Annotated in this window: 21 protein-coding genes; 11 read left to right on the forward strand and 10 right to left on the reverse strand. The window is 61.7% G+C overall.

Annotated features, from left to right (window positions below; all coding sequences use genetic code 11):
* Positions 1 to 1,044: a sn-glycerol-3-phosphate ABC transporter ATP-binding protein UgpC gene (gene ugpC, locus KIT02_RS02680; protein WP_297581933.1), complete on the forward strand. Its 1,044-nt coding sequence runs from the start codon at positions 1 to 3 to the stop codon at positions 1,042 to 1,044.
* 12 nt (positions 1,045 to 1,056) lie between these two features.
* On the opposite strand, the gene KIT02_RS02685 is transcribed toward ugpC, so the two are convergent.
* Positions 1,057 to 1,407 (reverse strand): MmcQ/YjbR family DNA-binding protein, encoded by a 351-nt coding sequence (locus tag KIT02_RS02685; protein ID WP_297581935.1) that lies wholly within the window; start codon positions 1,405 to 1,407, stop codon positions 1,057 to 1,059.
* A gap of 119 nt (positions 1,408 to 1,526) precedes the next feature.
* Between KIT02_RS02685 and mgtE the strand changes: the two genes are divergently transcribed.
* The 4 genes from mgtE (at position 1,527) to KIT02_RS02705 (ending at position 5,456) form a co-directional block, all read left to right on the forward strand.
* The gene (gene mgtE / locus KIT02_RS02690; RefSeq protein WP_297581941.1) at positions 1,527 to 2,942 is read left to right on the forward strand and encodes a magnesium transporter; all 1,416 of its coding nucleotides are present in this window, start codon (positions 1,527 to 1,529) and stop codon (positions 2,940 to 2,942) included.
* A gap of 387 nt (positions 2,943 to 3,329) precedes the next feature.
* Complete coding sequence (locus KIT02_RS02695; protein ID WP_297581943.1) at positions 3,330 to 4,007, forward strand: glutathione S-transferase family protein; 678 nt, start codon at positions 3,330 to 3,332, stop codon at positions 4,005 to 4,007.
* Positions 4,004 to 4,429: a DUF1489 domain-containing protein gene (locus KIT02_RS02700; protein ID WP_297581946.1), complete on the forward strand. Its 426-nt coding sequence runs from the start codon at positions 4,004 to 4,006 to the stop codon at positions 4,427 to 4,429. Before KIT02_RS02695 ends, KIT02_RS02700 begins: the two co-directional genes overlap by 4 nt.
* 130 nt (positions 4,430 to 4,559) lie before the next feature.
* Positions 4,560 to 5,456 carry a division plane positioning ATPase MipZ gene (locus KIT02_RS02705; protein WP_297581948.1) on the forward strand — a complete coding sequence of 299 codons (897 nt, stop codon included), beginning with the start codon at positions 4,560 to 4,562 and terminating at the stop codon, positions 5,454 to 5,456.
* 21 nt (positions 5,457 to 5,477) lie between these two features.
* Here the strand turns inward: KIT02_RS02705 and KIT02_RS02710 are convergent, their stop codons facing one another.
* Positions 5,478 to 5,894 carry a helix-turn-helix domain-containing protein gene (locus tag KIT02_RS02710; RefSeq protein ID WP_297581949.1) on the reverse strand — a complete coding sequence of 139 codons (417 nt, stop codon included), beginning with the start codon at positions 5,892 to 5,894 and terminating at the stop codon, positions 5,478 to 5,480.
* A gap of 79 nt (positions 5,895 to 5,973) precedes the next feature.
* Here KIT02_RS02710 and KIT02_RS02715 point away from each other — a divergent pair, with 79 nt between their 5' ends.
* Positions 5,974 to 6,384, forward strand: coding sequence for a DoxX family protein (locus tag KIT02_RS02715; protein WP_297581951.1), 411 nt, complete (start codon positions 5,974 to 5,976; stop codon positions 6,382 to 6,384).
* 3 nt (positions 6,385 to 6,387) lie between these two features.
* Here the strand turns inward: KIT02_RS02715 and KIT02_RS02720 are convergent, their stop codons facing one another.
* Positions 6,388 to 6,957, reverse strand: a complete 570-nt coding sequence (locus KIT02_RS02720; RefSeq protein WP_297581952.1) for a DJ-1/PfpI family protein — start codon at positions 6,955 to 6,957, stop codon at positions 6,388 to 6,390.
* 154 nt (positions 6,958 to 7,111) lie between these two features.
* Between KIT02_RS02720 and KIT02_RS02725 the strand changes: the two genes are divergently transcribed.
* Complete coding sequence (locus tag KIT02_RS02725; RefSeq protein WP_297581956.1) at positions 7,112 to 8,281, forward strand: D-alanyl-D-alanine carboxypeptidase family protein; 1,170 nt, start codon at positions 7,112 to 7,114, stop codon at positions 8,279 to 8,281.
* Between the two features lie 7 nt (positions 8,282 to 8,288).
* On the opposite strand, the gene KIT02_RS02730 is transcribed toward KIT02_RS02725, so the two are convergent.
* Positions 8,289 to 8,594, reverse strand: a complete 306-nt coding sequence (locus tag KIT02_RS02730; RefSeq protein WP_366520575.1) for a sulfurtransferase TusA family protein — start codon at positions 8,592 to 8,594, stop codon at positions 8,289 to 8,291.
* A complete protein-coding gene (locus KIT02_RS02735; RefSeq protein WP_297581962.1) occupies positions 8,512 to 8,997 on the reverse strand; it encodes a CAP domain-containing protein in 486 nt (161 codons plus the stop codon). The genes KIT02_RS02730 and KIT02_RS02735 overlap by 83 nt, the downstream gene beginning before the upstream one ends.
* A gap of 235 nt (positions 8,998 to 9,232) precedes the next feature.
* Between KIT02_RS02735 and KIT02_RS02740 the strand changes: the two genes are divergently transcribed.
* Complete coding sequence (locus KIT02_RS02740; RefSeq protein WP_297581963.1) at positions 9,233 to 10,759, forward strand: histidine kinase dimerization/phosphoacceptor domain -containing protein; 1,527 nt, start codon at positions 9,233 to 9,235, stop codon at positions 10,757 to 10,759.
* A 98-nt stretch (positions 10,760 to 10,857) separates the two neighbouring features.
* Here the strand turns inward: KIT02_RS02740 and nrdF are convergent, their stop codons facing one another.
* The 5 genes from nrdF to KIT02_RS02765 all read right to left on the reverse strand — a co-directional run bounded on the left by nrdF (position 10,858) and on the right by KIT02_RS02765 (position 17,678).
* Positions 10,858 to 11,832 carry a class 1b ribonucleoside-diphosphate reductase subunit beta gene (gene nrdF, locus KIT02_RS02745; protein WP_297581964.1) on the reverse strand — a complete coding sequence of 325 codons (975 nt, stop codon included), beginning with the start codon at positions 11,830 to 11,832 and terminating at the stop codon, positions 10,858 to 10,860.
* A 14-nt stretch (positions 11,833 to 11,846) separates the two neighbouring features.
* Complete coding sequence (gene nrdE / locus KIT02_RS02750) at positions 11,847 to 13,952, reverse strand: class 1b ribonucleoside-diphosphate reductase subunit alpha (protein WP_297585086.1); 2,106 nt, start codon at positions 13,950 to 13,952, stop codon at positions 11,847 to 11,849.
* 50 nt (positions 13,953 to 14,002) lie between these two features.
* Positions 14,003 to 14,407: a class Ib ribonucleoside-diphosphate reductase assembly flavoprotein NrdI gene (nrdI, locus tag KIT02_RS02755; RefSeq protein WP_297581965.1), complete on the reverse strand. Its 405-nt coding sequence runs from the start codon at positions 14,405 to 14,407 to the stop codon at positions 14,003 to 14,005.
* Between the two features lie 49 nt (positions 14,408 to 14,456).
* Positions 14,457 to 14,678 carry a glutaredoxin-like protein NrdH gene (nrdH, locus tag KIT02_RS02760; protein WP_297581966.1) on the reverse strand — a complete coding sequence of 74 codons (222 nt, stop codon included), beginning with the start codon at positions 14,676 to 14,678 and terminating at the stop codon, positions 14,457 to 14,459.
* Between the two features lie 738 nt (positions 14,679 to 15,416).
* Positions 15,417 to 17,678 (reverse strand): excinuclease ABC subunit UvrA, encoded by a 2,262-nt coding sequence (locus KIT02_RS02765; protein ID WP_297581967.1) that lies wholly within the window; start codon positions 17,676 to 17,678, stop codon positions 15,417 to 15,419.
* Between the two features lie 289 nt (positions 17,679 to 17,967).
* On the opposite strand from KIT02_RS02765, the gene KIT02_RS02770 reads away from it, so the two are divergent.
* The 3 genes from KIT02_RS02770 to KIT02_RS02780 all read left to right on the forward strand — a co-directional run bounded on the left by KIT02_RS02770 (position 17,968) and on the right by KIT02_RS02780 (position 22,053).
* On the forward strand, positions 17,968 to 19,224 hold the full coding sequence (locus KIT02_RS02770) for a hypothetical protein (RefSeq protein WP_297581968.1): 1,257 nt from the start codon (positions 17,968 to 17,970) through the stop codon (positions 19,222 to 19,224).
* A gap of 172 nt (positions 19,225 to 19,396) precedes the next feature.
* The gene (locus tag KIT02_RS02775) at positions 19,397 to 21,139 is read left to right on the forward strand and encodes an ABC transporter ATP-binding protein (protein WP_297581969.1); all 1,743 of its coding nucleotides are present in this window, start codon (positions 19,397 to 19,399) and stop codon (positions 21,137 to 21,139) included.
* 26 nt (positions 21,140 to 21,165) lie between these two features.
* The gene (locus tag KIT02_RS02780; protein WP_297581971.1) at positions 21,166 to 22,053 is read left to right on the forward strand and encodes a siderophore-interacting protein; all 888 of its coding nucleotides are present in this window, start codon (positions 21,166 to 21,168) and stop codon (positions 22,051 to 22,053) included.
* Positions 22,054 to 22,108 lie beyond the last annotated feature (55 nt).

Consider the following 22,108-nt stretch of genomic DNA (forward strand, 5'->3'; position numbering starts at 1 on the left):
ATGGCTAGCATCGACCTCAAAGGCGTCCGCAAGGTCTATCCCGGCAATGTCACCGCGATCCATGCACTCGATCTGTCCATCGCGGATGGAGAGCTTGTGGTTCTCGTCGGGCCCTCGGGCTGTGGCAAGTCCACCCTGCTGCGCATGATCGCGGGTCTCGAAACCATCACGGACGGCTCGGTCAACATTGGCGACGAGGTCGTCAATCGCCGGGAGCCGGCGGAGCGGGACATCGCCATGGTGTTCCAGAATTACGCGCTATATCCGCATATGAGCGTCCGCCAGAACCTCGAATACGGGCTGCGCAATCGCCGGACGCCGCGCGACGAAATCGAGCGCCGGGTGACCGAGGCCGCGCGGGTGCTCGAAATCACGCCCTTCCTCGACCGCAAGCCGCGGCAGCTTTCAGGGGGGCAGCGCCAGCGCGTCGCCATGGGGCGGGCCATTGTCCGCCAGCCCAAGGCGTTTCTGTTCGACGAGCCCCTGAGCAATCTCGACGCCAAGCTGCGCGGGCAGATGCGCATCGAAATCCGGCGGCTGCAGCGGTCGCTCCAGACAACCAGCGTCTATGTGACCCATGACCAGCTCGAAGCCATGACCCTGGCGGATCGCCTCGTGGTGATGAATGCCGGGCGGATCGAGCAGGTCGGCAGGCCCATCGACCTTTACGAGCGCCCCGCCTCGCTGTTCGTGGCGGGCTTTATCGGCTCGCCGCCGATGAACCTGCTGCCGGTCGAGACGCTGGCGGGCATCGCCCAATCGGCCCTGCCAGAACTGCCATCAGGTGCGGACATCATCGGTATCCGGCCGGACCAGATCGTGATGGGGCGTGGCGATGGTATCGTGCTGTCGGGCACGGTCGAGCTGATCGAGCCGGTTGGCGGCGAAAGCCATCTCTATGTCCGGGTCGAAGGGCTCGACCAGGCTCTGACGCTGGTTCAGCAGGGCAGGACAATGCTGGTCGAGGGCGACCGCGTGGACTTCAGCCTCCCGCCTGCAGTGCTGCATCCCTTCAATCGCGCCAGCGGTGCGCGCGTCGGGTAAGGTGATCGACGGCTAATGCGCCTTCAGCTTTGCCGGGGCCTTAAACGTCCAGGCATCCTGAAGGCGCAGGGCCAGTTCTTCGTCCGATATCTTGTCGAGGCGGATGAGCACGGCATCGTAGCCGACAAAATGGTCGGTCTCGAAATAGATGCCGGGCGAAATCTCCATCAAGAGCACCTTCTGGTCCGTCGGGCATTGCAGCACCGCCGTGGATTCATCGAGCAGGCGCACAAATGTGCTGCCACCGACTTTGAGGGCCGGTGTGCCGTAGCTTGTGGAGCTCTCGACGGCGTCGAGGCTGTGGGTGCCGGCCAGTCGCAGCAGTCTGTCGAGGGCGGCATTGAGAGCGGCTTCGGTTGTCATTTGGCTGACTTCTCCGTGGGTCGATCAAAAACCCATGTCACCAGGCTGGCGCGTCGCCCGCCGATTGGTTACATGCTTGTCCTGCCCCTGAAACCCCCAGGACACGAAAAGGGCTCCCGATGAGCGAAGATTCCGCAATGGCGCCCGGCGACGACACCGGGATGGAGCACGATGCCTTCCGCGACGAGGAGGGGCGGATCAGCGCGCTCTGGCTCGAGCGTCTGCGCGCTTTCCTCGATGCCGGCCGGTCGGAAGACGTCACCTTGGTCATGGAGCCGCTGCACACCGCCGATGTTGGCGACGTGCTCGAGCAGCTCGATCACGATGAGCGTCTCAACCTGGTGCACATGCTGGGGGAAAGCTTTGACTTCTCGGCCCTGACCGAAGTCGACGAAAGCATCCGCCTCGAAATCATGGAGGCTCTGCCCAACGCCGACATCGCCCGCGGGGTTGCCGAGCTGGACAATGACGATGCGGTCTATCTGCTCGAAGACCTGGAGCAGGAAGACCGCGACGAAATTCTCTCGGCGCTCCCGACCTTCGAGCGCCTGTCGCTCAAGCGCAGCCTGGATTTCCCCGAAGACTCCGCCGGCAGGCGGATGCAGACCGATTTCATCGCCATTCCCCCGTTCTGGACGGTGGGCCAGACCATCGACTACCTGCGCTCCGAAAAGGACCTGCCGGACGAATTTTACCAGATCTATGTGGTGGACGCGGCCTACAAGGTGCTCGGAACCCTGCCGCTCGACAAATTCCTGCGCACGCCGCGCGCCACCAAGATCGATGCCATCATGAACACCACGCTGGTGCTGGTGAACGCCGAGGAAGACCAGGAAGAGGCCGCCCGCAGCTTTGAGCGCTATGACCTGGTCGAAGTCGGCGTGGTGGATGAAAACGGCCGCCTGGTAGGCGTATTGACCATCGACGACATCGTCGACGTCATCCAGGAAGAGGCCGAGGAAGACATCCGCCTCATGGCCGGCGTTGGCGACGAGGACGTCTCGGATACCACCCTCGACACCGTGAAAAGCCGCGTGCCCTGGTTGGTCGTCAATCTGGTGACGGCGGTGCTGGTGTCGCTGGTCATCGGCCTGTTCAATGCCACCATCGAGCAGATGGTGGCCCTTGCCGTGCTCATGCCCATCGTCGCCTCCATGGGCGGCAATGCCGGCGCGCAGACCATGACCGTGACCGTCCGGGCCCTGGCCATGCGCGAACTCGATGGCGGACGCCTGCGCCGCCTGATTCGACGCGAAATGGTGGTCGGCTTCGTCAATGGCGTGATCTTCGCCGTGCTGATCGGGATCGTCACGGCCTTCCGCTATGGCAATATCGAGCTCGGCGTGGTCATCGGTCTGGCCATGGTCATCAATATGATCGTTGCCGGCACTTTCGGAATTCTCATCCCCCTGACCTTGGACAAGCTCAAGGCTGATCCGGCCATCGCCTCTGCCGTCTTCGTGACGACGATCACCGATGTCGTTGGTTTCTTTGCCTTTTTGGGCATTGCGGGGCTCTGGTTCGGGCTGTTCTGAGCGCATTTTCTGCACATTTCAGACCTGTGGACTGTTGCTTTTTGGTCGCTTGCTTCCCATTTGCGGGCCGGTTAACGATTCATCTACCGGCTCGGCGGACATGTCCCGGCGGGTCGGAGTGGACGACTGACAAGGAGCGATCTATGCGCAGTCAACTGAAGTCCAATGTCTGGCAGACGATGAGCTGGGCGCTGGTATGCCTCGTATCCATGGGGCTGGTTTTCTCCGTAGTTGCTGGTGTCTGATCGGGTTTGAGAACGGCCCGGATCAGGCGTGCCGGGATCGGCCCAGCCTGAAGCGCTTTGGCAGAAGCTAGAGTTTTTCACTGATATTACCGAAGGGCGCCCCGGCCACAGGGCGCCCTTCTTTTCCGGAAGGAAGGCCACGATGAAACTGCTGATCGGGAACCGGAACTATTCGACCTGGTCGCTGCGCCCCTGGCTGGTCCTGCGCCATTTCGACATCGCCTTCGAGGACGAGGTGCTGCAGCTCTCGGGGCCCCATTGGCGCGAACGGCTGCGGGAGCGCTCGCCCACCGGCAAGGTGCCGGTGCTTCTCGATGGCGACCTGGTGCTTCCCGAAACCATTGCCATCATCGAATATCTGGCCGACCTCTTTCCGGAAAAGCCGATATGGCCCGCCGACAGGGTGGATCGCGCCCGGGCGCGCGGGGCTGCGGCGGAGATGCATGGTGGTTTTTCTGCCCTGCGCGGGCACGCGCCCATGAACCTGCGCGCGTCTCACCCGGGTCGGATCGATCTCGACACCGTCAGCGCCGATCTGCACCGGGTGGAAACGCTCTGGGGCGAACTGTTGGGCAAGTCGGGCGGCCCATACCTCTTCGGCGCCTTCTCGGCGGCAGACGCCATGTTTGCGCCGCTGGCGACGCGTTTGCGCACCTACGACCTGCCGGTCTCCGACACGACGGCGCGCTATGTCGAGGCCATCTACTCACTGCCCGCTTTCCAGGAGTGGCTGGCCATGGCGCTGCAGGAGCCCTGGATCGTCGATGACGACGAGATCGATGTCATCCAGGGCCGCGTCCAGCCGGGGACGCTGGCATGATCCACATGGTCAAGCTCTGCGTCGGCGTGTCCAGCGTCGAGGAACTGGAAAGCTATCGCGATGAGCGTGCACATTGGTGGGGCGCCGACTATGGCGAGGCCGTTCATGTCCATCGCACGCGCATGATGCCCAAGCGCCGCGAGGAGATGGAGGGGAAGGCCTCGATCTATTGGGTCATGTCCGGCGCCATTGTCTGCCGGCAGCCCATCCTGCAGCTTGCGCCCTATACCGATGCCGAGGGCAAGGATTTTTGCGACATCATCATGGCCCCGGAAATGGTGCGAACCGTTCCCTATCCCAAGCGGCCGTTCCAGGGGTGGCGCTATCTGCGCCCTGAGGACGCTCCGCCCGATCTTGGGGCCAATTCCAACGAAAACTCTGCTGAAATCGCCGCGGATCTCGCCAAACTCGGCCTGATCTGACCACCGCCTGGTCTGCGCCTGCACCATGGCCGGACACGGCGTTAAGCCTTTAACCTTTGTTCACCATATTTTCCTTGTCTGCGACGCCGGCTATGCTCAAAATCCGGCCAACTGATTTGGGGTGTTTGCCGTGCGACAGGGTGCGCATGTCATCGTTGTGGGCAATGAGAAGGGCGGCTCCGGCAAGTCCACGACGGCCTTTCACCTGGCCGTCTTCCTGCTCTATCAGGGCCACAAGGTCGCTTCCATCGACGTGGACAGCCGCCAGCAGACCCTGACCCACTATGTCCGGCACCGCCGCGATTGGGCCCGGGCCAAAGGCCTGAGCCTGCCGCATGCGACCCATTTCCACCTGCCGCGGGCCCGGGGCGACTCGGCCCGCGAAAACCACCGCATCGAGTTCGATCTGTTTCGGCAAGCGCTGGGGGAGGTCGAGGACAAGGCCGATTTCATCGTCGTCGATACGCCGGGCTTCGATACCAATCTGGCACGGCTGGCGCATTCCCTCGCCGATACGCTGATCACCCCGGTCAATGACAGCCTGATTGACCTGGCCGTCATGGCGCAGGTCGATCCGGTGACCGGCGAGCCGCGCGAACTCAGCCACTATGCACGTTTGGTGCAGCGGGCGCGCTCCGAGCGGCTGGCGATTGATGGCAAGAACATCGATTGGGTTCTGGTGCGCAACCGCATCTCCATGCTGTCATCGCGCAATATGCGGCAGGTGCAGACCATGCTGGAGCGCATTGCCATGCGTCTGGGATGCCGCGTGGCCGATGGCATTGCCGAGCGCGTCATCTTCCGCTCGCTCTTTGCCACCGGCATGACCGTTTTCGATCCGCTGGATGAAGACCTGCTCGGGGGCGTGCCGTCCATGTCCCATATGAGCGCGCGTCAGGAGTATCGAAACCTCGTCTCCGCACTCAACCTGCCGGCCCGTTCACGCACCGACGCCCGCAATGCCGTCCGGTCCAATCTGCCGGACGACATCAATCGCTTCGTTCACATGGCCCGGGGCGACGTGTAGGGCCGGCGCTGAGCCGGGTATTCAGCCCCGTGCGTAGGCGATGCGGCGCGGTTCTTCTGCAGTGGCAGCGCTTTCGCGGGCGTCATAGACGCTGCGGGCTTCGATGATCGAGGCATGATTTTCCGCAGACCAATCCCACAGCGCGCCGATCGGCCCCTCGAGCGTCTTGCCCAGGGCCGTCAGGCTATATTCCACCCGCGGCGGCACTTCGGGATAAATCGTGCGGGTCACGAGGCCGTCGCGCTCGAGATTGCGCAGGGTCAGGGTGAGCATGCGCTGTGACACGCCATTGATCAGCCGCTTGAGCTCGTTGAAGCGCAGCGTGCCATTGCGGCCGAGCATCCCCACGACCATCACGCTCCACTTGTCGCCAATGCGGTTGAGCACGTCCGACATGGCCGAGCAGTTCGAGACCTGCGAGGTGTCCTGAAGTGACATTTTTGTGCCTTCTTGCATGAGTGACTTGGTAACAAATATAAACACAGTTACTCAATGTTACTAGGGGCACAGGAACGCAATGTCCGCATCCACCAACAAGGTTCTCCATATTGGGCTTTGGCTCGCACAAATCGCTCTCGCTGCCGTCTATCTCGCGGCGGGATTCATGAAGATTTCCCAACCCATCGATGCTCTGGTCGCGTCGGGCATGGCCTATGCCGGCGACTATCCGGAACTGCTGACGCGATTCATCGGCACGGTAGAGATCCTTGGCGCCATCGGCCTCATCCTGCCGGCGCTCACGCGCATCCTGCCGGTCCTGACGCCGCTGGCCGCGCTGGGACTTTCAACAATCCAGGTACTGGCCTTTGTCCTGCATCTGTCGCGTGGCGAATACTCGGTCCTGCCGGTGAATGTCGTGCTTCTGGCCCTGTCGCTCTTCGTGCTGTGGGGGCGCTTGCGCAAGGCACCCATCGCCGCACGTGCCTGAAATCTATTCGGGCAGGTGCTCGGCCGCATGCAGGCCCGAATAGAAGTCGAGATCGTTATTGCGACGTCCCAGCGATTCCAGCACCGCGCCCATGAAGCTGACAGGCGCGGTGCCGGGCGCGGTGATGATGGTCCCATGACGCACAGCCCGGGCGCTGCTCACAAAATTGGCCGCCCCGGCATAGCCGGTATCCGGCAGGCTCTCGGGGCCGTTGGCCGTATGGCGCACGTTGTCGAGCAGCCCGGCGCGGGCCAGGGCAAGCACGCCGTCGCAGATGCCTCCCACCGTGCGGCCCGCCGCGTGGGCAGAGCGCAACAGGGGCCCGATGTCCGGCGCCGCCGGCGTCGACCAGACCGTGCCGCCATTGACCAGGATTGCCTCGGCATTTTCGACATCGATGTCTTCGACCGCCAGGCTCGGGCTGACACGCAGGCCGCCCAGCGATGTCACAGGCTCACCGCCGGGTGAGGCATAGATCGTGTCGATGCGGTAATATTCGCGCGCCGTAGCGTTGAGCAGTGCCGTTTCCCAGTCAGCATAGCCGGGCGTCAGGATGGTGATCATTGTGGTCATTTGGAACTCCCGTTGTTTCCGCCACAATTGACCCCTAGTGCGACATCGCGTGTCAGCACGTTCACCCCTGCGTCATCCGACCCAGTTTCCTTGAGATTGCTCGGCTCGGCTGCTAGAAAGCCGCCGTTTCCGATATTTCCGGAGTTGCCTGCTCTTGCCTTTGGTTCGCCGTCTCCTCTTGGCCCTGATCCTTTTCCTGGGCGCCATTGCGCCCTCATGGGCCATGCCGATGCTCGTGGTCGACCGCGCGACGCTCGATGTGCTCTACGCCCAGGATGCCGGTCAGCCCTGGCATCCGGCGTCCCTGACCAAGCTCATGACGGCCTATGTCGCCTTCGAGGAAATCGCCAAGGGCACGGTGACCCTCGACACGACGGTGACCATCTCGCGCAATGCGGTCAACCAGGCGCCGAGCAAGTCCGGCCTGCCGGTGGACAGCGCCATCACTCTGCGCGACGCGCTCTATATTCTCATCGTCAAGTCCGCCAATGACGTCGCCGTGGCCATTGCCGAAACCGTTGGCGGCAGCGAGCCGCAATTCGTCGGCATGATGAACGACGTGGCGCGGCGCATGGGCCTGTCGGCGACCCACTTCGTCAATCCGCACGGGCTGCACAATGCCGCGCAGGTGACCACGGCACGGGATCTCGCCATTCTGGCGCTCTATATCGAGCAGAACTTCCCGCAATACATGCCCATGTTTGCAACGGGCGTCGTCAATCTGGGCAAGGCGAAGCTTGAGAGCAATAACGGCCTGTTGGAAGGCTTCGTCGGGACCACCGGCATGAAGACGGGCTATGTCTGCTCGTCGGGCCTCAACATCGTCGCGACGGTTGATCGCAATGGACGCAGGCTGCTGGCGGTCGTGCTCGGCGGTTCATCGGCCCGCGAACGCAATGAGCGCGCCGCCGAGCTTTTCCTCAAGGCCCTGTCCGGTCAGATGCAGGCCAGCGGCCAGTCGGTCCTGTCCCTGAACAATGCCGTCGGTGCCGCACCGACTGATATGCGTCCGCTGATCTGCGGCAAGGATGCCCAGACCTATGTCAAGGCGCAGGAAGCCGCCTTCCCGATGGGTATGAAGGACCAGCCGACCTATCTGACCGATACCGTGGCGCAGCGCGAATACACGGCCGTCGACCTGGGCCGCCTGCGCACCGGCATCGCCCTGCCGCGGCCACGTCCGGCGCACGTGCCCGTCTTTGCCGCCCCGGCAACCCAGCCGCCGATCGAGAATGCTGCCCTGGACGGAGATTTGCGGCCGGGCGTGCCGATTTCCCTCGGCTTCGATGTTCCCATGCCAAGGCCGCGCCCCGCCGGGCTATAGTTCCCTGCTAAGATTGCGCAGCGACGATGTCGAAGCGCAACTCTTCTCCGGCCTGCGAGACCTGGCAGTCATGCCCGTTCTGACGGCAGAACAGGGGAATGTCGATCTTTGCCATGGGGTCGGTCGCGAGCACGACCAATCGCTGTCCGCCGGCAAGCTGTGACAGCCGCTTTTCCATCCTGAGGACGGGCAGGGGGCATTTGAGCCCCCTGGCGTCAATGATGTCAGGCTCAGTTTCCAAGCACGAGAACCCAGTACACGCCGTAGCTCGACGAGGGGTTGTAGGCCACGGCGACGCCCGCCTTGCTCGCACTGGCGGCCAGGGCAGCCGCGTCTGCGGCCGAATTGCGCCATCCCGAAAAGGTCTCGGCAAAGGTGGAATAGCCGGCGCTGAGCTTCATCTGCGGCAGCGATTGCGGCTTGGCGGGTGCATTGCCAGTCTGGGCATATTGATTGACCAGTGCCTGGGCAGTGCCGCTGAGCCCCTCGTCGAGGGTCAGGGGCGCAGCGCCGCGCGTCGCCCGGTAGGCATTGATGAGGCCAATGGCCTGCTGGCGGTCAAGGACGGCGCCGGGCTGGTCCATCCGCGCACTGAGGGCTGGCGCCAGTGCCGCTGGCGCCGAGGAGCCCGACATGGACGAGCAGCCCGCAATTGCGGCGCCGAGTCCGATGAAAACGGCCAGTGCGGCAATCCTGTTCGATTGAAATACCATCATGTCTCTTTCTTTTCCGCGAGCCCTTGCAGGCGAAATAGCAGACAGGCGTTCCAATGATCTTAATCGGCGCAGCCGCGATCATTTGCATGAAGCCTTTTGCCACGCCACGCGTTGACGACTAACGTTGGGGGCCTGCTGGTGAAAACCATCTGAAACCGCCAATCTGGGCGTCATTGGGGAGGCGGGACTGTTCGGGGGATTTTTCAGGCGGCTCAAGAACGTTCGCGCGACCAATGTGGCCATTGGTCTGCTGACCCTTTGCCTCGCGACGTTTGTGGTGATCTTCACCTATTTTGTCTTGGAAGCTGCCCAGCAGACGCGTAACCGGCTTGAAGAGCGGTCGCGGGCCGCCGTCCAGGTGGTGGCTACCAATGCAGGCTGGATCGCGGCCACGGCGCAGCAAACGCTGCGGCGAGTCGACAGTGTTCTTGGAGACGACATGTCGGGTGGCGCCGAAGCGCTGCAGCAGACAGTCGATTCACTGCCCGCCGGGGTCGATGTCTATATTATCGACAAGAACGCCGACACGATCTTTGCCACCATTCCTGAGGCCAGTGCGGTCAATGTCTCTGACCGGGAATACTTTACTGCCCTCAAGGATGGTGCGCTATTTTACACGTCGGGCCTGATCGTCAGCCGCCTGACCGGCGACAACATCTTCGTCTTCTCCCGCCAGATTCGTCGACAGGGAGAATTTGCCGGGGCCATCATGGTCTCGTTTACCGATGCCATCATGCAGGACTTCTGGTCTTCCCTCGAAATGCCGGCCGGCTCGACTGTCAGCCTGATCCGCTCCGATGGCGAACTGATGGCGCGGTTCCCGCGCCCGGACGGTCCCCTCAACCTGGCAGATCACCCGCTCATCACCCAATATCTCCCGAAAAGCGCCTCAGGCAGCTATTTCTCGGATTCGTCCCTGGTCGACCAGATGAGCCGCGTGGTGAGCTACCAGCGGGTGCTCAATACCCAGATCATCGCCGTGGCCGGCATTGCCACCAACACCACCTGGGATGGGTTCCGGCACGCGATATTCGCAGTTCTGCTCATCCTGGCCCCGGTCGTGCTCGGGCTCATTGGTGGCGGGCTTTGGGTTGTGCGGCTTTTGCGGCGCGATGCAGCGCGGCGCGATGAACTGCAATCGGCCCTCGACACCAACACGCTGCTGTTCCGGGAAATCCACCATCGCGTGAAGAACAATCTACAATCGGTGCAATCGCTCGTGCGGATGCAGGATATGCCGCGCGGCGCCAAGCTGGACCTGCAAAGCCGTCTCGGCGCCATGGCTGCGGTCCACCAGTACATCTATCGCCACGACAGCTATGCCGATATCGACGCCCACGACCTCATCCCCGTGGTCGCCGATGAGGTGGCCCATGCCTATGGCGCAGAAATCGGCCTCGACTTCGATATCGACCATGTGGCCGTGGACCATGATCACGTCACGCCGCTATCGCTGCTGCTGAGCGAACTGATCACCAATGCCCTCAAATATGCCTTTGCCGATGGCAGATCGGGGCGCATCGCCATTGGTCTGGATGACCAGGGGCAGGGCCGGGCCAGGCTGACTGTCTCCGACAATGGCGTCGGCATGGGCGAGCAGCCGGAGACGCCGGCCAGCATGGGCATGCGCCTCATTCGCGGCGTCGTTCATCAGATGGGCGGCAACTATGCATTCACCAGCGATGGCGGCACCCGCTTTGAGGCCGACCTGGCGCTGACCAATGCAGGGCACGCGGTCGAGCCCACGAACGACCAGACATAAGCAGCGCCGCGCCAGATGGGGCGGTACTCATCGGCGCGTGCATCGAGCCAACAAAAAAGGCGCCTCGCGGCGCCCTTTGCATTTCGGTGGAACAGGGATCAGAAATCCCAGTCTTCGTCCTCGGTCGCGATGGCCTTGCCGATGACGTAGCTGGAGCCGGAGCCCGAGAAGAAGTCGTGGTTCTCGTCGGCGTTCGGCGACAGGGCCGAGAGGATGGCCGCGTTGACTTTGCAGGCTTCGGGCGGGAACAGGGCTTCGTAGCCCAGGTTCATCAGCGCCTTGTTGGCGTTGTAGTGGAGGAACTTCTTGACGTCTTCGGCGAGGCCCACGCTGTCATAGAGGTCCTCGGTGTAGCGGGCCTCGTTGTCATAAAGTTCAAGCAGAAGATCGAAGGCGAAATCCTTGATTTCCTGCCGCTTTTCTTCGCTAAGGCGCTCGATTTCGCGCTGGAACTTGTAGCCGATATAATAGCCGTGCACGGCCTCGTCGCGGATGATGAGGCGGATCAGGTCGGCCGTATTGGTCAGCTTGGCGCGGCTCGACCAGTACATGGGCAGGTAGAAGCCGGAATAGAACAGGAAGCTTTCGAGGAAGACCGAGGCGACCTTTTTCTTCAGTGAGTCGCCGCTGTCATACTGCTGCATGATCAGCTTGGCTTTCTGCTGCAGGAACGGGTTTTCCTCGCTCCAGCGATAGGCATCGTCCACATCCGGCGTCAGGCACAGTGTCGAGAAGATCGACGAGTAGGAGCGGGCGTGTACCGCCTCCATGAAGGAGATGTTGGACAGCACCGCTTCTTCATGCGGCGTCGCGGCATCTTCCATCAGCCGCACCGAACCGACGCCATTCTGGATGGTGTCGAGCAGGGTCAGGCCGGTGAAGACGCGAATGGTGAGCTGCTGTTCCTGCGGATTGAGAGTGGCCCAGGAGGGGATGTCGTTGCTGAGCGGCACCTTTTCGGGCAGCCAGAAATTCGAGGTCAGGCGGTTCCAGACCTCGAGATCCTTGTCATCCTGGATGCGGTTCCAGTTGATGGCGCGGACGCGCGACAGGGTCTTGACGTGAACGTTCATTTTCTTTTCCCCGATCACAGCGCGCAGGAGACGCAGCCCTGCACTTCAGTGCCCTCGAGGGCGAGCTGGCGCAGGCGGATGTAGTAGATGGTCTTGATGCCCTTCTTCCAGGCATAGATCTGCGCCTTGTTGATATCGCGCGTGGTCGCGGTATCGCGGAAGAACAGGGTCAGCGACAGGCCCTGGTCGACGTGCTGGGTGGCCGCGGCATAGGTGTCGATGATCTTTTCCGGACCGATTTCATAGGCATCCTGGTAGTAGTCCAGGTTGTCATTGGTCATGAAGGCGGCGGGATAGTAGACGCGGCCGATCTTGCCTTCCTTGCGGATCTCGATCTTGGAGACGATCGGGTGGATCGAGGACGTCGAGTGGTTGATATAGGAGATCGACCCGGTCGGCGGCACTGCCTGCAGGTTCTGGTTGTAGAGGCCGGTCAGCATGACCTTGGCCTTCAAATCCTTCCAGTCTTCCTGGGTCGGAATGTGGATGCCGGCATCCTCGAAGAGCTTTGCGACCTTCTCGGTGGCAGGGACCCATTCCTTGTCGGTGTATTTGTCGAAATAGGTGCCGTCGGCATATTTCGATTTCTCAAAACCCTTGAACGTCTCTTCGCGCTCGGTGGCGATCAGGTTGGAGGCGCGGATGGCGTGATAGGTCACCGTGTAGAAATACATATTGGTGAAATCGACGCCTTCTTCCGAACCGTAGAAGATGCGTTCGCGGGCGAGGTAGCCGTGCAGGTTCATGGCGCCCAGGCCAATGGCGTGGCTATCGGCATTGCCCTTGGCGACCGAGGGGACCGAGGAGATATTGCTCATGTCCGAAACGGCGGTCAGCGCCCGGATCGAGGTCTCGATGGTCTTGCCGAAATCGGTCGAATCCATCGCATTGGCAATGTTGAGCGAGCCCAGATTGCAGGAAATGTCCTTGCCCAAATGCTCGTAGCTCAGGTCCTCGTTATAGATCGAGGCATCGCTGACCTGCAGGATTTCCGAGCAGAGATTGCTCATGGTGATGCGGCCGTCGATCGGGTTGGCCCGGTTCACCGTGTCTTCGAACATGATGTAGGGATAGCCGCTCTCGAACTGGATTTCGGCAATCACCTGGAAGAATTCGCGCGCCTTGATCTTCTTCTTCTTGATGCGCTTGTCTTCGACCATCTCGCGGTATTTTTCGGTGACCGAAATCTCGGTCATCGGCACGCCATAGACCTTCTGCACGTCATAGGGCGAGAACAGGTACATGTCCTCGTTGTTCTTGGCGAGTTCGAAGGTGATGTCGGGAATGACCACGCCCAGCGACAGGGTCTTGATGCGGATCTTCTCGTCGGCATTTTCGCGCTTGGTGTCGAGGAAGCGCATGATGTCGGGGTGGTGCGCATTGAGATAGACCGCGCCGGCACCCTGGCGGGCGCCAAGCTGGTTGGCATAGGAGAAGCTGTCTTCGAGCAGCTTCATCACCGGCAGCACACCCGAGGACTGGTTTTCGATCTGCTTGATGGGGGCGCCCATCTCGCGGATATTGGTGAGGCTCAGCGCCACCCCGCCACCGCGCTTGGAAAGCTGCAGGGCTGAATTGATGGCGCGGCCGATGGACTCCATATTGTCCTCGACGCGCAACAGGAAGCACGAAACGAGCTCGCCGCGCTGCTTCTTGCCGGCATTGAGGAAGGTCGGGGTCGCCGGCTGGAAGCGGCCAGTAATGATCTCGTCGACCAGTTCACGCGCCAGCTGTTCGCTGCCACGGGCCAGCGACAGGGCGACCATGCAGACGCGGTCTTCGTAGCGCTCGAGATAGCGCTTTCCGTCAAAGGTCTTCAGCGTATAGCTGGTGTAATATTTGAACGCGCCCAGGAATGTGGGGAAGCGGAACTTCTTGTCGTAGGCGTAATCATAAAGATCGCGCACGAAATTGAAGCTGTAGTGGTCGAGAACGTCCTGCTCGTAATAGCCCTCTTCGACCAGATAGGTCAGCTTTTCGCGCAGGTTGTGAAAGAACACGGTGTTCTGGTTCACGTGCTGCAGGAAATACTGGTGCGCCGCCTGCTTGTCCTTGTCGAACTGGATCTGCCCCTTCTCGTCATAGAGATTGAGCATGGCGTTGAGCGCATGATAATCCAGGCTCTGGTCCTGGGTCTGACCCTTGCTGGCGGGGCGTTCTTCGGTGCGGTCTAGTGTGAGCGTGTCCAAAACCGTTCGAGTCCTTGTTTGACGTTTGTCACATCCTCATCCGTTCCGAGCAGTTCGAACCGGTAGAGGAGGGGCACGGCGCATTTTTGCGAGACGATGTCACCCGCAAGGGCATATCCGCTGCCGAAATTGGTGTTTCCAGCCGCAATCACCCCACGGATGAGATCGCGATTGGCGGGATTGTTGAGAAACCGGATGACCGGCTTGGGTACGGCGCCCTTGCCGTTGCCTGACCCATAGGTGGGCAGGACAAGCACGAAGGGCTCACTCACCACCGGCGCCTCGGTGCCGGCGTCTACAGGTAGGCGGAGGCTGGAAACACCCAGCCTCTGCACGAAGCGATGGGTATTTTCGGAACTGCTGGAATAATAGACGAGACCGCTCATCCGTCCCAAGCCTCCGGGCGCGCCAGTCGGCGCGCCGATGCCGCCAGAATTACGAGAGCGTGCCGATCATGTCCGGGCGGAAGCCAGCCCAGTGCTGATCACCGGCCACGACGACCGGCACCTGGCGATAGCCCATCTCTTCGACGCGGGCATAAGCCTCCGCATCCTCGGAAATATCCACGACAGTGTACTCGACACCCTTGCGGTCGAGGGCGCGGGTGGTGGCGGTGCACTGTACGCAGGCGGGCTTGCTATAGACGGTGATGCTCATTTGTATCCTCGCAGGCGTCCGATGGTCGGCCTTCAAACCAGAAAGCCGGCACAGCCGGACTGTTGTGACGTCGTTGGGACCAGTTCAGTAGAACGGCTGTCGATCTGCATGGTCGTCCTTTCAAACTCCATGGGCACGCAAGTGCCCTTCAGCCGCCGAAACGGCTTCGCCCGATCTGACTTTGACGCTTTACTGCCCGTGTCCGCAGGGAGGTGCGGACCTGGGCCTTGCCCCGTGCCCCGGTGCGCGCAGCGATCTGAACTGTCGCTGCTTCGTTCCGAGGTCTTGCCGAGACTCTTGCGAGCCCCAAACCGAGGATCAGATCACTCCGATTCACCGGCCGCGTCAACGCCAGAAAATAACAACACCTTGTGCCTCGCCTTGCCCCAAACACGAGGGATAGTGTGTGTAATATGTGGATTGTGGGGACAAAATGCAAGGAAAACAGAGCCTTTTGACCGCCATCTCGATTCTGCTTGAAGCGGGTATTAACGAAAGACGCGGGACGCGAAATTGACCCGCTAACGCGCGGAGATTCCACGCTGTTCGACGCAAGTTTGGCCGCATTAATCGGTCGCTAACCATGTCCCGATTTGCGGGAATCGCCCGGCCTGACCGTGTCAAGATCAGATATTTTGACCGCATTGCGACAGCACCGATATAGGCTGGGGATATTGTGTTCCCCACCACATCTTGTGCCCCGGGAGTGGGGAACACGGGCAAAGTGTGCCCGGCCCCTTAACCGCCTCGCTGCGACAGGTAGCGGCCCGTCAGTGACTTTTCTGATTTTGCCAGGTCGGCGGCCAGGCCCTCGAACTGTACCCGCCCGCCGTCGTGCCCCGCGCCGGGGCCAAGGTCGATCACCCAATCCGCCCGCGCGATGACGTCCAGGTTGTGTTCGATGACGATGACTGTCGAGCCTTCGTCGACCAGCCGGTCGAACAGGCCAATCAGGGTATCGACATCGTTCATGTGCAGGCCCGTCGTGGGCTCGTCGAGCACATAGATATTGCCCTCCTTGCCGAGTTCGGCCGCGAGTTTCAGGCGCTGCCGTTCGCCGCCCGACAGCGTCGAGAGCGGTTGCCCGAGCGTCAGGTAGCCGAGGCCAACATCGTCCAGTCCGCGCAGGGTGCGGGCGATGGCGGGCTCGGTGAAAAATCCGACCGCATCGGCAATGCTCATCTCATAGACGTCCGCGATCGACGCCCCGCGCAGCTTGTGGTCGAGCACCTCGGGCTGGAATCGCTTGCCGTGGCAGGTCTCGCAGGTCGTGACCATGGGGTCGAGATGGGCGAGGTCGGTGTAGATGACCCCCAGCCCGTTGCAGTCTGGGCAGGCGCCCTTGGAGTTTGCCGAAAACAGCGACGGCTCCACCCCATTGCTCTTGGCAAAGGCCTTGCGCACGGCATCGAGGATGCCCGTATAGGTCGCCGTATTCGACCGCCGCGACCCGCGCGCCAGGTTCTGGTCGATGATGATGGTTTCCGGGTAGATCTCGGGCAGGCAGGTCTGGATGAGGCTCGACTTGCCCGAACCGGCCACGCCGGACACCACCGTCAGCACATTGCGGGGAATATCGACCGACACGTCCTTGAGATTGTTCACCTTGGCATGCGTGACGCGCAGCGGTTCGCCCTTGGCCTTGCGCACCTTGTCCTTGATCGGCTGATGCGCCTTGATGTGGTTGCCGGTCAGCGTGCCCGAAGCGAGCAGGCCCCAAAAATCGCCCTCATAGACGATCTCGCCGCCCTTGGAGCCGGCCAGCGGCCCCATGTCCACCACATGGTCGGCAATAGCGATCATGTCCGGCTTGTGCTCGACGATGAGCACGGTATTGCCCTTGTCCCGCAATTGCTGCATCAGCCCGGCGAGCCGCCCCACATCGTGCGGATGCAGGCCCACTGAGGGTTCATCGAACACATAGGTAATGTCGGTCAGCGATGAGCCCAGGTGCCGCACCATCTTGACGCGCTGGCTTTCCCCGCCGGACAGGGTCGAGCTTTCGCGGTCAAGGCTCAGATAGCCGAGCCCGATGGTGACGAGATTGTCGAGACGGGCCGCCAGCGCCGAGAGGATCGGACCTACCTGCGGTGCCGTAATAGTGCGCACGACATCGGCAAGGTCACTGACCTGCATGGCCGACAGCGCGGCGATATTGTGCCCCTCTATGGTGCTCGCCAAAACTTCGGGCTTCAACCGCGATCCGCCGCAGACCGGGCAGGTGGCACGGGTGAAGATGCGCTCGTATTCGACCCGCACATGCGGCTGCAACTGCTCGGGATCCTTTGAGCCGAGACCCTTTTTGAGCTTGGCGACCACGCCCTCATAGGTCAGCCCGATTTTGCCGACCTTGATCTTGCGACCATCATCGAGGTGCAGCAGGTTTTCGCGTTCCTCGGCGGAATACTTTGCGATGGGCTTGTCCATGTCGAACAGCCCGGAATTCTTGTAGATTTCCCAGTACCAGCTATCGACCGCGAAATCCTTGGCCAGCAGGGCGCCACCATTGAGCGACTTGCTCTCGTCGATCACCGCCGACATGTCCATGGCCGCAACCTGGCCGATTCCCTCGCATTCGCCGCACATGCCCCGCGGGTCATTGTACGAATAATAGCCCGGAGCCGGCAGGCGCGGTTCGGCCAGGCGCGAAAACAGCACGCGCAGCATCTGCGCCGTATCGGTGACGGTCGCCACCGTTGAGCGCGAATTGCCGCCCAGGCGCTGCTGGTCGACAATGATGGCGGCCGAAATGTTTTCGAGCACGTCGGCCTCTGGCTGGCCATAACTGGGCATGAACTGCTGCACGAAGGCCGGGTAGGTCTCGTTGATCAGCCGCTGGCTCTCTGCCGCTATGGTGCCGAACACCAGCGAAGATTTGCCCGAGCCCGAAACACCGGTGAACACGGAGATCTTGCGCTTGGGAATATCGAGCGAGACTCCCTTGAGGTTATTCTCGCGCGCGCCGCGAATGATGATCGCGCCATAGTCGGGTTCACTCATGTCTGTCTCCGTCGTCGGCTTGGACCCTAACTGGATCGGCCCCTCTTGTCGCCGGAGCATCGCCCGGTTTCCCGTCACGACGTGTCAGCACCCCGCGCTTCGACGCGGAAATTGCGCGGGGGACACACTGACGTGAATTTTAAAGCGGAGTCTGAGACTCATATATAGAACATAACTAAATTTCCAGAGACAAAATCCGACTTTAATATGATTTATAGAGTCCACTTTAAAGCGGGAAACGTTCATGCCTCCGTCGTCACTGTGACCTACCGCCTGGGGGCTATATTAAATGCGTCTACCCGTTCTGCTGTTGGCAACGACAGCCCTGGCAATGCCTGCCGCCGCCGCTGATCTCGGCGTCCTCACCACTCTCGATGTGTGCGATTCACTGGGACTGTCGGGCCTCACCCTGTCTTCGGACAGCAACTGCCTGAAAGTGTCGGGCGAAGTGGAATATGCCTTCCACTGGGGCGACTACAAGGGCGCATTGCCCGTGCTCGGATCGGCCTATAGCGGCACCATCGACTGGACCGACGACAATGGCGGCGCCAATGACTGGGACAGCTTTGTCGACGCCTACCTCACCTTTGTCGGCACCGCCCCGAGCGATGTCGGTCCGGCGAAGGCCACCCTGCGCATCTATGGCTACAACTACCAGGAAGTTGACAACCTGGTTGGGGCCCCGTCCCAGGATGGGGAAGTCGACGAAGCCTACATCTCGATTGGCGATCAGACCGTGCTGACTGCCGGCCTCGTGGCCGATTCCATCTTCAACGAGGATGATGACAAGGCCTTCGGCTGGCTTGCGAGCTTCATTTCCGACGAGACCGGTGGCGTGGCCTTTGACGGCGGTGCCGGCACGTATGGTACGGGTGGTCATTCGATCCAGCTCGTCTCCAAGCTGGGCAACGGCGTGTCGGCCGGCATTGCACTCGAAGACCTCGATGGCGACGGCTCGCTGGTTGGCGTCGTCTCCTATGCCGGTGAATCGCTATCCGCTCATATCTCCGTGCTTGCCGGCGACATCCTCGACGGCACATTCGACGATCTTGCCGTGCACAGCGGTTTCACAGCGACCCTCGACAAGTTCAAGATCCGTGGTGCCCTGGCCGCCAACAACAGCGGCTGGTGGAATGCACTGGGCAGTGCGGAAGCAACGCTCGACATGTTCACCCTCGCGGCAACAATCGATGCGACCTCGGAACGTGAAGTGGGACTGGTGGGTTCGGGCGAGGCCAAGCTCAACGAGTCCTTCACCGTCAAGGTCGCCGCGCGTTACCTCGATCCCGATACTGCCCTCGCCAATGACGAAGGAACCGAACTGCGGGGCCGGGTGGAATATGCGGCGCCCGAAACCGTCACGCTTGCTGCCGAAGTCGGCCATCTGTGGACAGGCGTTGCTGCAGTCAGTGGCGCGCAGTCGATCACCGACGGCCTTTTGGAGCTGACCTGGAAGCCGGGTGGCGACTTTACGAGCACCGCCGCCATCGCCGCCAATACGCTGGGCGCCTACAAGCTGACTTTCGAGGCCTCCAAGTCCTACTGACCGCCTCCCATGCATGATTTTCGGGGCGGCGTACGCGCCGCTCCGGGCCAGGGCTGCCGATGCCCGTGTCGGTCCCCTTGAGCAGACTATAGAAGCCTGCGCCGTGTTTTGGTGCTTGTCCTCGCGTCACCGATCGGGCATGGGTAACCGGACATAAACACTCAGATTATTCATGCTCCGCCGCTTCTTTTCATACTACGCGCCCTATAAGGGCCTCTTCGTTCTCGACTTCGGCAGCGCCGTCACCGCCGGCCTGCTCGAGCTGGCCTTTCCTCTGGCCGTTGCCTACTTCATCGACTCGCTGCTGCCGCAGGGTGATTTCAACATCATCGTGCTGACGGGCCTCGTGCTGCTGGTCGTCTATTGCCTCACCGCGGTGCTGCGCGGCGTGGTGAACTACTTTGGCCACATGCTCGGCATCCATATCGAGACCGATATGCGCCGGCAGGTCTTCAATCACCTGCAAAAGCTCAGCTTCCGCTTCTTCGACAACCACAAGACCGGCCACCTGATCACCCATGTGACCAAGGGCCTCGAGGACATCGGGGAAGTGGCCCACCACGGTCCCGAAGACCTGTTCATCGCCGTCATGACCTTCCTTGGTGCGTTCATCCTGATGTTCGTGACCAATTGGCAGCTGGCCTCGGTCACCGTGGTGCTGGTGCCGGTCATGACCTGGCTGGTCGCCACCTATGGCGCACGCATGAACCGCAATTGGCGCGAGCTCTATGGCCGCGTTGGCGACTTCAATACCCGCGTCGAGGACTCCATCGGTGGCGTGCGCGTGGTCAAGGCTTTCGCCAATGAAAGCCACGAGGAAAAGCTCTTTGCCGGCAATAACGAGGCCTATCGCGTCACCAAGCTGCGCGCCTATGCGCTGATGACCGCCAGCAATGTCGTGACCTTCCTCAGCACCCGCCTGGTGCAACTGGCGGTGATGCTGTTCGGCGCCTGGCTCGTGACCACGGACCAGTTGTCCTACGGCGGCTTCGTCAGCTTCCTGCTTCTGGTCAACGTCTTCATGCGCCCCATCGATCAGATCACCATGGTGCTCGAAATGTATCCCAAGGGCATTGCCGGCTTCACCCGCTTCGCCCAGCTCATCGACACCGAGCCCGATATTGCCGATCGGCCGGGCGCCAGGGTGGTGGACCATCTGCGCGGCGATATCGCCTTCAAGGATGTCAGCTTTTCCTACGAGCACGGCGCCCGCAAGGTGATCGACGGCCTCAGTCTTGAGGTGTCCGCGGGCGAAACTGTCGCCATCGTCGGCCCGTCGGGCGCAGGCAAGACCACGCTCTGCGCGCTGTTGCCGCGCTTCTACGAAATCGACTCCGGCGCCATCACCGTGGACGGTATCGACATCCGCGACATGACGCAGGCCAGCCTGCGCAATCAGATCGGCATCGTGCAGCAGGATGTCTTCCTGTTCGGCGGCACCCTGCGCGAGAACATTGCCTATGGGCGCCTGGGCGCATCGGACGCGGAGATCATCGAGGCCGCGCGGCAGGCACGGCTCGAAAGCGTCATCGCCAGATTGCCGGATGGGCTCGACACCGTGGTCGGCGAGCGCGGCGTGAAGCTCTCCGGTGGGCAGAAGCAGCGCGTCGCCATTGCTCGCATCTTCCTCAAGAATCCGCCCATCCTGGTTCTCGATGAGGCCACCTCCGCCCTCGATACCGCCACTGAACTGGCCATCCAGCAATCGCTGACCGAGCTGTCGCAGGGCCGCACCACTCTGGTCATCGCCCATCGCCTCGCCACCATCCAGCACGCCGACCGGATCGTCGTGGTCGATGAGACCGGCATTGTCGAACAGGGCCCGCATGCCGAACTGCTGGCCCGCCAGGGTGCCTATGCGCATCTGCACCGGGCCCAGTTCGGCGGCCTCGTCGATACCGCCGTGTCCCAGTGAATGCCGCCCATTTGTCAGGAAACGCCATGAGCCAGATGTTTTTCAATGCAACGGTTCTCGATCGCCGGGCGCTGACCCCCGGCATGGTGAGGCTCACCTTTGGCGGTCCCGACCTCGCCGCCTTTGCCGGAACGGGCGTGCCGGATGAATATCTGCGCCTGTTCTTTCCGGATGCGGCGAGCGGCAGGCTCTACCTGCCGGTGATCACCGAAGACGGCCGCTGGACCTACCCGGATGGCCAGGATGTGATCCGCTGCTCCACTTATACGGTCCGCAATCACCGCCAGGACAAGGGCGAGATCGATATCGACTTCGTGGTGCATGAAGGCGGTCTGGCCAGCGAATGGGCGCAAAAGGCCGCCCCCGGCGACACGATCACCATCAACCGCCCACGCGGCCTTTATACGCCGCCCGGGGACGCGCGATGGCAGCTCCTGATGGCCGATGCGACGGGTCTGCCGGCACTGGCACGGATTCTCGAAACCATGCCCGAGGGTATCGAAACGCGGGTTTTCGTTGAAGTGGCCGAGCCCGCGCACGAGCAGCCCCTCGCGCAAAGGCCCGGTGTATCGATCACCTGGCTTCATGGCAGCGGCAATGGCATTGCCGCCAGCCGCATGGAAGAGGTGATCCGCTCGCTGACGCTGCCGGCAACGCCCGGCTATATCTGGGTGGCTGGCGAGCAGAAGGTGTTGCGGGCGATCCGCAGACATGTGCGCAAGGATCTGGGCTACGCGGCCGAAAATTACGAGCTCGTCGGCTACTGGATCCATGAGGGCGAGGCCTGGGAAGCCCGCTGGAAGGCGCTCCCGGAAAGTGTCAAGGCAGCGATCGACGCGAGTTGGGATTCCGGTCGCGACCGCGAGGAACTGGTGGACGAGTATCACGAGACCCTCGACAAGTTCGGTCTCTAGCCGCACTGCCGCCGCATCCGTGTTTCCTGTGCAGGCACAACGTCTTATTGTGCTG

This window comes from Devosia sp., from assembly GCF_025809055.1.
Taxonomy (GTDB): Bacteria; Pseudomonadota; Alphaproteobacteria; order Rhizobiales; family Devosiaceae; genus Devosia.